Genomic DNA, 13,344 nt, shown 5'->3' on the forward strand with positions numbered 1-13,344 from the left:
GGGTGAGGTCTGGCCGGGCGAAAGGCCTACTTTTGCAGTCCCGCCGCTCCCGTTTCGCCCCATCAGCTTTCTGTTCCCTTGGCCCTCAAACACGCTTCTATTTCTGACATTGCGAAGGAGCTGAACCTCGCCGTTTCCACAGTATCGCGGGCCCTGAGCGGGCATTCCCGCATCAGCGAAGCCACCCGCCAGCGGGTGTGGCAACTGGCCGAGCAGCTCAACTACCAGCCCAACCACCTGGCCGCGGCCCTGCGCAAGGGCCGCAGCAACACGCTGGGCGTGATTGTGCCCAACATCGACGGCCATTTTTTTGCGCTGGTGGTGAAGGGCGTCGAGGCGGTGGCCAACCAGGCCGGCTTCAACGTGATGCTTTGCCAGAGCAACGAGGACTACGCCCACGAAGCCAAAAACGTGGAAACCCTGATAAACGCGCAGGTCGATGGCATTCTGGTGTCGTTGGCGCGCACCACGCACGACTTTAAGCACTTCGAGAAAGTGCGGCAGCGCAACATGCCGCTGGTGTTTTTCGACCGCATCCTCAACGGCAGCGACGTGAGCGCCGTGGTAGTGGACGACCAGCACGGCGGCTACCTAGCCACCCGGCACCTGCTGGCCCAGGGCCGCCGCCGCATTGCCCACCTCGGCGGCCCGCAGCACCTCAACATCTACAAAGACCGGTACGAGGGCTACTGCCAAGCCCTGCGCGAGGCCGGCCTGCCCGTGGAAGAAGACCTGGTCGTGCTGTCCAAAGACATGTCGCTGGCCGACGGGGCGGTAAGCATCCGCCAGCTGCTGGCCCTGCCGCAGCGCCCGGATGCCATCTTCTCGGCCGGCGATTTTACGGCCGTGGGAGCCCTGCAGGCCCTCAAGGAGCACGGGCTGCGGGTGCCGCACGATGTGGCTCTGGGGGGCTTCGGCAACGAAACGTTTTCCTCCCTCACCGAGCCGCAACTCACCACCATCGACCAGCAATGCGAGGAAATGGGCGGCGCCGCCGTGCGCCTGCTCCTGGAAATGGTGCAGGAAACCAGCCTGCGCCTGACGCCCCGCAAAATCGTGCTGGAGCCCCACTTGCTGATGCGCGAGTCGTCGGGCCGGCGGCAGGAGGCGTAGGAAGGTGGGTGGAAGAGGAAAAAAGAAACGAGCAAAATGCCCGTCATGTCGAGCTTGTCGAGACATCTCGCGTGCTTGAGTAATTCTATCGATTGCAGCGAAGCACGCGAGATGTCTCGACAAGCTCGACATGACGGGTGCCTCCGGGCCGATTGTTCACCGTTAACCGCGCTGTGAAAGACTACCTGCTGTTCGTCGACACCGAAACTTCGGGCATTCCGCGCGACTGGACCAAGCCCTACGCCAGCCGCAAAAACTGGCCGCACATTGTGCAGCTGGCCTGGGTGGTGTGCACGCCCGACGGCCGCGAAATCAAGGCCGAAAACCACTACATCCAGCCCAGCGACTACGACATGAGCCCGGAGTCGGGCCGCGTGCACGGCCTTACGGTGGACTTTTTGCGCGCCAACGGCCGGCCCCGCCACGCCGTGATGCAGCGCCTGCACCGCGACTTGCTGCACTACAAGCCGCTGGTGGTGGCCCATTTCATGCAGCTCGATTTCCACATGGTGGGCGTGGGCTTCCACCGCGCCGGGATGAAAAATCCGTTGGTTGATTTGCCCACCTTTTGCACCATGCGGGCCACCAGCCCGCTGGTTCGCCACCCCACGCAGGGCTTTCTGCGCCTGGGCGAGCTGTACCAACGCCTTTTTCACGAGCCCCTGCAAAACGCCCACGATGCCTTGGTGGACGTGCGCGCCACCGCCCGCTGCTACTTCGAAATGCGCCGCCAGGGCCTCATCACCGACGAAACGGTGGCCCGCCAAACGCCCGTGACCGTGCCCGAACCGCGCCCCGTCACGTTGCGGCGCAAGCGGCTGCGCATCGGCGTGGCGCCTTGGTTGCTGCTGGCTACGGTGGCGCTGCTGTTGCTGGCTTTTTTTCTGATTAGGTAAATAACGGAATGCACAAAAAAGGCCGTCATGCAGCGCGCAGCGAAGCATCTTTACCGCAGCAGTAATTCAAGTAACAGAATTAGCGGCGGCGGGCAAGATGCTTCGCTGCGCTCTGCATGACGTTTTAGAACACTCCAACCATGTCCGAAAAACTTGATTTTCTGCGCACCGTGAAGCCTTTCGACCTGCTACCCGAGGAGGTGCTGGCCGAAGTGGCCGAGGCCCTGGAGGAAGTGCGCCACCCGCGCGAAGCCATCATCTACTACCAGGACGTGACCAAGCTGCGCGGCATCGACATCATTGTGGAGGGCGAGTACGAGACGTTTTTCTACGACAGCCAGCAGAACCCGCGCGTGATTGAGCACAGCCGGGCCGGCGAATGCTACGGCGGCATCTCGGTGCTGCTGAACAAAAAACGCTCTTTGCGCACCGTGCGAGCCAAAAAAGACACCCGCGTGTACTTCCTGCACCGGCGCGAGTTCCGGGCCCTGTGCAAGGCCTACGAGAAGTTCTTCCACTTCTTCACGGCGCGCTACGGGCAGCGCATGCTCAATGAAGAGTACGCTCACTTTGTGCGGCCGGCCAGCGGCGGCGGCGAAAACTACCTGGCCTCGGACCAACTGTTTTCGCGCCGCATCGAGACGCTGGAAATGCGGCCCCTGGACGTGTGCGCCGCCTACACGCCCATCCACGAAGTGGCCCGGCGCATGGCCGCCGCCCGCACCAGCTGCTACTTCATCACCAACGCCGACGTGGACGGCCACATCATCGGCTACGTGACCGACATCACCCTGCGCGACAAGGTGGTGGCCGGCCTGGCCGACGCCCGCCTGCCCGTCGAAACCATCGTGGAGGCGCCGGTGGTCAGCATCAGCTCGCGGGCCTTCGTGCACGAGGCCATCCTGCTCATGTTCCGGACCAAGACGCGCTACCTGCTGGTGGAAACCGACGGCGAATACGTGGGCTCGCTGAGCCGCAACAAGCTGCTGACCGACGACCAAGCGCAGTCGCCGTTCATCTTCATTCAGAGCGTGAAGCAGGCCCAGGCCGTGCCCGAGCTGAAGCGCCGCTGGGAGCAGGTGCCGGAAATGGTGTACCAGCTCCTGAACCGCGGCGTGAAGCCCGAAATCGTGAACCAGGTCATCACCACTGTGTCCGACACCATTGCCCTCAAGCTCATCGAGGGCGCCATTGCCGAGCTGGGCCCGCCGCCGGCCCGGTTCGTGTACATGGTGCTGGGCAGCGAGGGCCGCCAGGAGCAAACCTTGCTCACCGACCAGGACAACGCTATTATTTACGAAGACAAGGCCAACGAGCACCGCGACGAAGTGCGCGCCTACTTCCTGCAGTTTGCCGAGATGGTGAGCGACCAGCTCCACGCCATCGGCTTCAGCTACTGTGAGGGCGGTTTCATGGCCAAAAACCCGAAGTGGACGCACTCGCTCTCGCACTGGAAGCGCAACTACGTGGAGTGGATGACCGAATCGAACCCCGAGTCGGGCATGCAGTTCGCGGCCTCCTTCGACTGCCGCTACCTCTACGGCGACGCCGAAATCATGGACGAGCTGCACGTTTTCCTGGCCGCTGAGCTGCGCAAGCCGCGCGACCGGTTTTTCCACTATATGGCCGTGAACGCGCTGCAATACGAGCCGCCGCTCACGTTTTTCCGCAACATCCGCACCTTTGCCGTGGGCACGCAGCAGGTGTTCAACCTCAAGCGCACCATGTCGCCCATCGTCGATTTGGTGCGCATGTACGCCCTGCGGCACCGCATTTTTGCCACCAACACCGGCGAGCGCCTCGCCGCCCTGCGCGCCGCGGGCGTGTTCACGGAGCGCGAAACCCAGGAGCTGCTGCAGTCCTACTACTACCTCATGGGCGTGCGCCTCAAAAAGCAAGCCGCCCAAATCATCAGCGACAACGTGGCGCCCGACAATTACCTCGACCCCAAAACCCTGACCAAAGTAGAGCAGGTGACGCTGAAGGAAATTTTCAAGGTGATTTCCGATTTCCAGCTCAAGATTAAGGTGGGCTTCACCAAGTCGTTGGGGTAGGAGCAAGGTACGTCTGTCATTGCGAGCGTAGCGAAGCAATCCGTCCTTTAAGAACCAGACACCTTCCGAAGTGAGAAGCCCCGGCACTGCGTAGTGCCGGGGCTTCTCATTGAGGTTTTGTCACGCCTCAAGCCTAGTCGCAGAAACCAGGATGGATTGCCGCGCTGCGCTCGCAATAACTGGTACTACTGCTTCCGCATTTCCTGCCGGCGCATGGGCATTTTGTCCACGGTACCGAAGAGGTTTTCCGGCTTCATGGGCCGGCTGCTTTTCTCCTTCACGCCGCCGTCTTTGCCGATGAGCACCATGGCGAAAGCGGGCGGCTGAACGCCAATTTCACGCTTGAGAAATTGCTGGTCGGCGGCCGAAAGCTGCTCGTACAGCACCGGCAGCACCAGGAAGTCGCGTTCGGCCAAAGCGGCTTTTTGCGAAGCCAGAAGTTCCTGTTGCTGCTGGAAGTCGGCTTGTTGCGCATTGGGCGCCGCTACCAGCAGCACGCGCTTTTTCCAGCGGCTTTCGCGCAGGGTCTTTTCCAGGCTCATGGCTTTGGGGGTTTGGGCGATGAGCGTGCTCAGCAGCGCAAACGCCACGAGCGCGGCCATGCCGGTAATCAGGTTTTTGCCGAAGCGTTTCATGCCGTAGGGGCCGGCGCCGTGGTGGAGGCGGCGAACAGAAAACGCTCGTGCGGCGCCAGGGTTTTTAGCAGCGTCAGCGTCGCGGCGGCACTCAGGGCTGTGAGCGTCTCGGCAGCCATCAGAAGCCGGCTGTAAAGCAGTAAGTCCTCTATCGGGCTGGCCTCGGTGGGTGTGAATGCGGACGACATGGTGACCCTAGAAAACACGAGGATAATCAGGTGCAATGCCCACCAGGCCACCAGCGCGTAGTCCCAGCGGGGATTGGTGATGGTGTTGCGAGGACTGATGAACCCACCCAGGTAATGGCCCAGCTCCGCCATTATTTTGTAGGGATACCACAGGTTTATCACCGGAATAAACCAGCCCCACACGGCCATGCTGGCGGGGTAGTTGGGGTCAGCCAGGGGCAGGCGGTGGGCGTTTTGGTAGGCCCGGTAAAACCACAGCAGCAGGCCCACAAACGCCCCGATAATGACCACGAGTTGCCCCACGGTCAGCGCCAGCACGCCCCCGTCGATGGCATCGGCTGTGCCGGCAGCCACCTTCTGGCCCAGCTGCACCCGCCGCAGGAGGTGGTATTGCACCGCATACGCAACGACCCCGAGCAGCGCCAAGCCGCCGCGAACCCATTGGCCACCCTGCGCAAAGCGCATCCGGCGGCGGTTATCCAGTAGTTGTGCGGGCAAGGAAACGTCGTTCGACATTGCAGGAAAGGCTGGGCGTAGCGCGCAAGAACGGAACAAACAACTGCTGTGGCCGTCCGATTCCGCTTTTCTGGTGAGCAACGAGCAGGGGAGGCTTTTTCGGGCTGCGCTGCGCTAGCCGCTTCGCCGGGATAAAGGCCGCCAGTGTGGTTCCCGATGTCGTCCCATCGCCAGCCTAGGCGGCAGGGCTGATATTATCTTTTTGTTTCCAGGCCCTTCGGGGAGAGGGTTTTCGGAAAAGTTGTTTTAGCGCCTTCTTACCTTTGAGGCGTTGAAAAACATCGCTGAAAGCGCTGCAGGGAACCACGCAGCCCCGGCCCTACTCTGGGCCCGATTACAAGCCCTGGACCTCGACGGAGGGGCTTCATTCTCCTTCTCCAAGCGCCTGGCCCGCGACAACGGCTGGACGGCCGCCTTTGCCCAACGGGTGGTGCTGGAGTACCGGAAATTCCTGTTTCTGGCCGCCACCTGCGGGCACCCGGTCACGCCTTCCGACGAGGTGGACCAGGCCTGGCACCTGCACTTGGTGTACACCCGCTCGTATTGGGACGAGCTGTGCGGGCAGGTGCTGAGCTTTCCGCTGCACCACGGCCCCACCAGGGGCGGCGCGGCCGAGGGCCACAAGTTTGAGGACTGGTACGCGCGCACGCTGCGCTCCTACGTGGCTGCCTTTGGCACGGCCCCGCCGGCCGATGTGTGGCCCGTGGCGGCGGTGCGCTTCGGCGAGGCCCCGCACTACCGGCGCGTGAGCCTGCGGCGGTACTGGCTGCTGCCGCGGCTGCGGTGGCCGTTTGGGCGGCCCGATTGGCGCGGCGGGCTGGGGCTGCTGGCGGCGCTGGCGCTGGTGGGCTGCGGCGCTCGCACCCCGCTGAACCCGCTGAACTGGTACGGTGCTGAGTTCCTGGCGCTTTTCTGGGGCCTGGCCTTCCTGCTGGGGCTGCTGGGGCTGTGGGCCCGGCACCGGGGGCGCGGGCCGGAAGGCGAGTACACCGGCGCCCCGCTCGGCATCTACGAGCTGGCCCGGCTGGCCGGCGGGGGCCGGTTGGTGGCCGAAAGTGCCCTCGCCGCCCTCCTCAAAACCGGCCAAGCCGAACTGGTGCCCGAGCGTAAAATCAAGCGCACCGCCGCGCCCCCGCCCACCGAGCCCTACGAACTTGCCGTCTGGAACCTGATGGGCGCCGCGGGTGCAAAGGATTTGGATGCGCTACGCGAGCAGGCCACCGGTCCCACTATTGGGGCGCTGCAGGCGCTCGATGACTCGCTGAAAGCCAAAGGACTGCTGCTGCCCGCCGCCGAGCGCCGGCGCATCAATAGCCTGCCAGTGCTGGGCGCGTTGGGGCTGGGCCTCTTCGGCCTGGCCAAAACAGGGGTGGGCCTGAGCCGGGACCGGCCCGTGGGCTTGCTGTGCCTGTCGCTGCTGGCCCTGGGCGGCGCGGTGTGGAGCAGCCGCAAGGCCTACGCGGTGTGGGCCACCGGCTGCGGCGAGCGCCTGTTGCGCGAGTTCATTCCGCAGGTGCGCGCCGCGCAGGTAGCCCACCACCGGGCCGACACGCCGGGGCCGCTGGTGGCCGTATCGGTAGCTTTCTTCGGCGTGGCCGAGCTGGAGCGGTTTGGCATGGCGGAGGTGGCCGCCAGCCTGCTGCCGCCCCCGCCCCCGGCCGGCGGCAGCGACGGCGGCTCGGGTTGCGGCAGTAGCGGCTGCGGCGGGGGCGGCTGCGGGGGCTGCGGCGGGTGCGGCAGCTGAGCACATCGAACAAAAAGGCCAGAGCAGCACAGGGCCGGGCTCGCCGCCCGGTGCGCGGCACGGCTTCGGCCTGCGGCCCGGGTTGGCATCGGAAATAAAATCCGAGCCTCAGGCCGGAGCCTGGGGCAAGAAGGTGTTGGCAGCAAGCCGAAGGCGGGCGCGGCGCCATTCGGTAGCCGAGCGGTCGGCGCCGCGTTGGCCATTCACCGAAGAGTACAGGAAGGTTGCGCGCCGGGCCCCCAGGTTCTTGCGGTGCCTTTCCGCAATGCCTGTTCCGGTCTTGTCGAAAGGCCGTGCCCTCACCCTACCAACCCCACCCATGAAAACCAACCGCTACTTGCCCGTGCTTGGCGGCCTGCTGCTGAGTGTCGGCAGCAACGCCCAAACCACCCGGCTGGCCACCGGCGCCCAGAAGCCCATGCCCGCCGCCGAGTGGATTGACGCCGACACCGGCCACAAAATCGTGCGCCTCACCGCCCTCGACGGCGCCAACGAGAGCTTTTACTTTCACAACAACCCCTTCGTGAAAAGCCTGGGCACGGCCGGCGACAAAATGGTGTACTACCACACCTCGCCCGCCGGCAAGCAGCTCTACGTCCTCAACCTCAAAACCCACCAGGCCGAAGCCCTGACCCGGCCCTTCGCCAAGGTGCACGGCGAAATAGTGGGCCGCAAGCGCCGCGAGGTGTTTTACCAGACCGGCGACACGGTGTACGCCACCCACCTCGACTCGAAAAAGACGCGCTTGGTCTACGTTTTCCCGGCCGATTTCAAGGCCGACATCACCACGCTGAACGCCGACGAAAGCCAGCTGGGCGGGGCCTGGGGCAGCGACGCCGAGAAGGAGATTTACCGCCAGTACCCGGCCAAGCACGACTTTTTTACCCGCATCTACGAAGCCAAATTGCCGCGCACGCTTTTCACGGTGAGCGCCGACGGCAAGGGCCACCTCACCAAGCTGTTCACCGACAAGGCCTGGCTGAACCACGTGCAGTTTTCGCCCACTGAGCCCAATCTGCTGCTGTTTTGCCACGAAGGGCCCTGGGAAAAAGTGGACCGCATCTGGACCATCAATACCAAAACCAAGGCCGTGCAGCTCATTCACAAGCGCACGCTCGACCGCGAGATTGCCGGCCACGAGTGGTTCGGGGCCGACGGCAAAACCATCTGGTTCGACCACCAGAAGCCGCGCGGCGTCACCTTCGCCGTGACGGGCGCCGACCTGCGCACCGGCCGCGAGAAAACCTACGCCCTGACGCGCGACGAGTGGTCGGTGCACTACACCAGCGCGGCCGACGAGAAGACCTTTGCCGGCGACGGCGGCTACCCCACGTCCGTGGCCAAGTCGGCCGAAGGGCACTGGATTTACTTGTTCACGCCCGAAGGCGACCATTTCCGGTCCGAGAAACTGGCCAACCTCAAGATGCACGACTACAAGCTGGAGCCCAACGTACACTTTTCGCCCGACGGCAAATGGCTGATTTTCCGGGCCAACTTTGAGGGCCAGGCCCAGGTGTACGCCGTGGAAATTGCCAAGTCGGCGATTTGAGGTTTTGTCCGGTCACAAACAGAACGGTCATGTCGAGCTGGTCGAGACATCTCGCGTGCCGCCCCTAATCCGTTGATTACTGCCCCGGGCGAGATGTCTCGACCAGCTCGACATGACCGTGCAAGCAAAGTTTTTTACTCCATGCCCCTCAAACTTCCCCTCCATCTCCTCCTCGGCGCCGCGCTGCTGCTGGCCCTGCCCGCCGCTGCCCAGAAGCTCCCCAAGCCGAAAGCCGTGCTCAAGGCCATGACCCTGACCAACGACTACTTCATGCGGAAGTGGCCGGATACGGGCAAGGAAATCGTGACCAACGCCACCCGCCCCAGCCACATCTGGACGCGCGCCGTGTACTACGAAGGCCTCCTGGCCCTCTACCGCACCGATAAGCAGGCGCGCTACTACGACTACGCCGTGGACTGGGGCCAGCAGCACCAGTGGGGCATCCGGCGGGGCACTACGGACCGAAACGCCGACAACCAGTGCGCCGGCCAAACCTACCTGGAACTCTACCAGATTGACCCCAAGCCGGAACGCCTGCACGACATCAAGGCCGCCGTGGACAACATGGTGAACAGCCCCAAAATCGACGACTGGAACTGGATTGACGCCCTGCAAATGGCCATGCCCGTCTTCGCCAAGCTGGGCGTGATAACCCGCGACACGGCCTACTACGAGAAGATGTACCGCATCTACACCTACTCGAAAACCCGGCACGGCGGCAATGGGCTGTATAACCCGCAGGACAAACTCTGGTGGCGCGACAAGGACTTTGTGCCCCCGTACCAGGAGCCCAACGGCGAAGACTGCTACTGGAGCCGCGGCAACGGCTGGGTGGTGGCCGCCATGGTGCGCGTGCTGGAGGTGCTGCCCCAAGACGCCCCGCACCGCACCGAATACGAGCAGATGTACCGGGCCATGATGCAGGCCCTGCCGCCCCTGCAGCGCCCCGATGGCTTCTGGAACGTGAGCCTGCACGACCCTACGCACTTCGGCGGCAAGGAGATGACCGGCACCGCCCTCTTCACCTACGGCATGGCCTGGGGCCTCAACCACGGCCTGTTGGACAAACAACAGTACGCCCCCATCATCGCCAAAGCCTGGCAGGGCATGGTGAAAGACTGCATCCACAAAGACGGCTTCCTGGGCTACGTGCAGGGCACCGGCAAGGAGCCCAAAGACAGCCAGCCGGTGAGCTACACCAGCAAACCGGACTTCGAGGACTACGGACTGGGCTGCTTTTTATTGGCGGGGAGCGAAGTTTACAAGCTGAAGTAGGCCGCCGGCCGACGCGAAACGAGACAAGCGGCACCTGCTTATGGCATAACGCACCCGTGTTATGATACATCCGGCATTGTTTTATGGAACATCACAGGTGTGTTATGGTACATCCGGCATTGCTTTATGGAACATCATATGTGTGTTATGATACATCTGGCATTGTTTTATGGAACATCACAGATGCGTTATGGTACATCCGGCATTGCTTTATGGAACAACGCGTATGTGTTATGGTATATCCGGTGCTGCTTTATGGTGCAGTGCAGGTGTGTTATGGTATATCAGCCAGTAGTTATGATACAACGCCCTTGCACAACGATACATCCGACGGCGGAATGTGTCATTGCGCCGCTTTGGAGCCACGAAAAAACCGCCCGCTTCCGTAGCAGCCCCTCGCCGTTGAGGAGAGAGCCGGGAGAGGCGCCCGCCAGAACAATTACATGAAACGCACCCTCGCCCTGCTGCTCCTGGCCTCGCTCACGGCCCAGGCACAAGCCCCCAAATGGCCCGCCATCACCCAGCAAGCCAAGCCCTGGACGCGCTGGTGGTGGCAGGGCAGCGCCGTGAACCGGGCCGACCTCACCCGCCTGCTCACCGAGTACGACAAGGCCGGCCTGGGCGGCCTGGAAATCACGGCCATCTACGGCGTGAAGGGGGCCGAAAGCCAGTTCATCGATTTCCTCTCGCCGAAGTGGATGGACATGCTCACGCACACCCTCACGGAGGCGGGCCGCCTGGGGCTGGGCATCGACGTGGCGCAGGCTTCGGGCTGGCCCTTCGGCGGGCCCTGGGTGACGCCGGCCGATGCCTCGAAGTACGTGGCCTACAAAACCTACGAAGTGAAAGGCGGCGCCGGCCTGGCCGAGCCGGTGGCCTTTATGCAAAAGCCCATTGCCAACGCCGTGGGCCACAAAGTCGACCTCAAGCAGCTGGCCGACCCCGTGGCCGCCAACAAAAACCTGCAAGCCCTGGCCCTGGACCAGGTGCGCTTCGAAAAGCCGCTGCCGCTGCAAGCCCTGATTGCGTACTCGGACCAGGGCGCTACGGAAGACCTCACCGCCAAAGTCGACGCCAAGGGCAAGCTGGCCTGGACGGCCCCGGCCGGCGCCACCTGGACGCTGTACGCGCTGTTTCAGGGCGGGCACGGCAAGCAGGTGGAGCGCGCTGGCCCCGGCGGCGAGGGCGACGTCATCGACCACCTCTCCAAGCCGGCCACGGAACATTACCTGGCGCATTTCGACAAGGCCTTTGTGGGGCACAACGTGAAGCCGATTCGGGCCTTCTTCAACGACTCCTACGAGGTGGACGACGCCCAGGGCGAGGCCAACTGGACCCCGCAGCTGTTCGCCGAATTTGGCCGACGCCGGGGCTACGACCTGCGCCAGCACCTGCCCGCCTTGTTCGGCAAAGCCAGCGCGGACGAAAACCAGCGCGTGCTCACCGACTACCGCGAAACGGTGTCGGAGCTGCTGCTCGAAAACTACACCCAAACCTGGGGCGCCTGGGCCAAAACCCACGACGCCCTGATTCGCAACCAGGCCCACGGCTCGCCGGCGAATATCCTGGATTTGTACGCCGCCACCGACATTCCCGAGACGGAAGGGGAAAACCTCACGCGCATCAAGTTCGCCTCCTCGGCCGCGCACGTCGCGGGCAAGCCGCTGACTTCGGCCGAAACGGCGACCTGGGAAAATGACCATTTCCTGAGCAAGCTGAGCGACGTGAAAAAGGCCGTCGACCGCATGCTGCTCGGCGGCGTCAACCACGTGTTTTACCACGGCACGGCCTACTCGCCGGCGGCCGCGAAGTGGCCCGGCTGGCTGTTCTACGCCGCCGTGGAGTTCAACCCGCAAAACCCCTTCTGGACGGATTTTGGCAAGCTGAACCAATACACGGCCCGCTGCCAGAGCTTCCTGCAGGCCGGCCAGCCCAGCAACGACGTGCTGCTGTATTTGCCGCAGTCCGACGCCTACACCCGCCCCGGCAAGGTGCTGTTGCAACACTTCGATGGCATCGACCACGGCTTCAAGGGCCTGCCCGTAGAAGCCACCAGCGAGTTGCTGCTGGCCAAAGGCTACGGCTACGATTTCATCTCCGACAAGCAGGTGCTGGACGTGAAAAACGCCGGCGCCGCCCTCGCCACCAGCGGCGGCGCCCGCTACCAGACCCTGCTGGTGCCCGACGCCCACCTCATGCCGCTCCTCACCCTGGAGCAGCTGCTGCGCCTGGCCACCAACGGCGCCACCATCCTGTTTCAGAACCAAACGCCGGCCGACGTGCCCGGCCTCGGCAACCTCGAAAACCGGCGCGTGAACTTCCAGAAGCTGCTGGCCCAGTTCAAGTTCAAAGACTCCCAGGGCGGCGTGCGCCAGGCCACCGTGGGCAAGGGCCGCGTGCTGCTGGGCCCCGACGTGGACCAGCTCCTGGCCAAAGCCGGCGTGCGCCGCGAAACGCTGGTCGATAACGGCCTGCAGTTCATCCGGCGCGGCCGGGCGGGCGGCCACACCTACTTCCTGGCCAACTGGGGCGACCAGCCCGTAGCCGCCTGGGTGCCCCTGGCCACCGCCGCCAAATCGGCCGCCCTCTACAACCCCATGACCGAGCAAAACGGCCTGGCCGCCGTGCGCGCCACCGCCCAGGGCACCCCCGAAGTGTACGTGCAGCTGGCCCCCGGCGAAACCTGCCTCCTCGACACCAACGAAGCCGCTGCCACCGGCCCCGGCTACCCCTACCACACCCTGGCCGCCGCGCCCCAGCCCCTGGCGGCGCCCTGGGACCTGAGCTTCCTCATGGGCGGCCCGGAGCTGCCGGCCAAGCAGCAGGTGCGCGACCTGGCCTCCTGGACCACGCTGGCGGGCGAGGCGGGCCAGAAGTTCTCCGGCACCGCGGCCTACACCACCACCTTCGCTATGCCCGAAGGCCCTGCCGACGGCTGGCTGCTCAACCTGGGCCGCGTGGCCCAGAGCGCCCGCGTGCAGCTCAACGGCCAGCTCGTGGCCACCCTGCTCGGCCCCGTGTACCAGGTGTATTTGCCCAAATACCAGCTCAAACCCACCAACACCCTCACCGTGACGGTGAGCAACCTCATGGCCAACCGCATCGAGGACCTGGACCGCAGCCACGTCGACTGGAAGGTTTTCTACAACATCAACATGGCTGCCAAGCTCAAGGAAAACCGCGGCGCCGACGGCCTCTTCACCGCCGAGAAGTGGGCGCCGCAGGAGTCCGGCCTGCTCGGTCCGGTCACGCTCACGCCGGCTTCGGTGGGCGCGCCGGCGCAGTAGGGCAGGGGCAGGGCCAGGTTCTTGCCAGGGTTTTCAACTGCACAAGTGGCCCGTCATGCGGACAAGTAGTTCGTCAGGTCGAGCTTG

General features: G+C 64.1%; 9 protein-coding genes. 7 read left to right on the forward strand and 2 right to left on the reverse strand.

Features of this window, described 5'->3' with window-relative positions; translation table 11 throughout:
* The first annotated feature begins 78 nt into the window (after window positions 1–78).
* From I2H31_RS08540 to I2H31_RS08550, 3 genes are all read left to right on the forward strand, one after another.
* Window positions 79–1,113, forward strand: a complete 1,035-nt coding sequence (locus I2H31_RS08540; protein WP_196292607.1) for a LacI family DNA-binding transcriptional regulator — start codon at window positions 79–81, stop codon at window positions 1,111–1,113.
* A 173-nt stretch (window positions 1,114–1,286) separates the two neighbouring features.
* On the forward strand, window positions 1,287–2,009 hold the full coding sequence (locus I2H31_RS08545) for a 3'-5' exonuclease (protein WP_196292608.1): 723 nt from the start codon (window positions 1,287–1,289) through the stop codon (window positions 2,007–2,009).
* 140 nt (window positions 2,010–2,149) lie between these two features.
* Window positions 2,150–4,063, forward strand: coding sequence for a DUF294 nucleotidyltransferase-like domain-containing protein (locus I2H31_RS08550; protein ID WP_196292609.1), 1,914 nt, complete (start codon window positions 2,150–2,152; stop codon window positions 4,061–4,063).
* A gap of 185 nt (window positions 4,064–4,248) precedes the next feature.
* Here the strand turns inward: I2H31_RS08550 and I2H31_RS08555 are convergent, their stop codons facing one another.
* Together I2H31_RS08555 and I2H31_RS08560 are read right to left on the reverse strand one after the other, a co-directional pair.
* Window positions 4,249–4,698: a DUF4174 domain-containing protein gene (locus tag I2H31_RS08555; RefSeq protein ID WP_196292610.1), complete on the reverse strand. Its 450-nt coding sequence runs from the start codon at window positions 4,696–4,698 to the stop codon at window positions 4,249–4,251.
* On the reverse strand, window positions 4,695–5,402 hold the full coding sequence (locus tag I2H31_RS08560) for a DUF4328 domain-containing protein (RefSeq protein WP_196292611.1): 708 nt from the start codon (window positions 5,400–5,402) through the stop codon (window positions 4,695–4,697). The genes I2H31_RS08555 and I2H31_RS08560 overlap by 4 nt, the downstream gene beginning before the upstream one ends.
* A gap of 271 nt (window positions 5,403–5,673) precedes the next feature.
* Here I2H31_RS08560 and I2H31_RS08565 point away from each other — a divergent pair, with 271 nt between their 5' ends.
* From I2H31_RS08565 to I2H31_RS08580, 4 genes are all read left to right on the forward strand, one after another.
* Window positions 5,674–7,146 carry a TIGR04222 domain-containing membrane protein gene (locus tag I2H31_RS08565; RefSeq protein ID WP_196292612.1) on the forward strand — a complete coding sequence of 491 codons (1,473 nt, stop codon included), beginning with the start codon at window positions 5,674–5,676 and terminating at the stop codon, window positions 7,144–7,146.
* Between the two features lie 319 nt (window positions 7,147–7,465).
* Complete coding sequence (locus tag I2H31_RS08570) at window positions 7,466–8,695, forward strand: oligogalacturonate lyase family protein (RefSeq protein WP_196292613.1); 1,230 nt, start codon at window positions 7,466–7,468, stop codon at window positions 8,693–8,695.
* Window positions 8,696–8,836: 141 nt separating this feature from the next.
* Window positions 8,837–9,970: a glycoside hydrolase family 88/105 protein gene (locus I2H31_RS08575; RefSeq protein WP_196292614.1), complete on the forward strand. Its 1,134-nt coding sequence runs from the start codon at window positions 8,837–8,839 to the stop codon at window positions 9,968–9,970.
* Between the two features lie 443 nt (window positions 9,971–10,413).
* Complete coding sequence (locus I2H31_RS08580) at window positions 10,414–13,257, forward strand: glycosyl hydrolase (protein ID WP_196292615.1); 2,844 nt, start codon at window positions 10,414–10,416, stop codon at window positions 13,255–13,257.
* The last annotated feature ends 87 nt before the right edge of the window (window positions 13,258–13,344 follow it).

Source organism: Hymenobacter ruricola (assembly GCF_015694525.1).
Lineage (GTDB): Bacteria > Bacteroidota > Bacteroidia > Cytophagales > Hymenobacteraceae > Hymenobacter > Hymenobacter ruricola.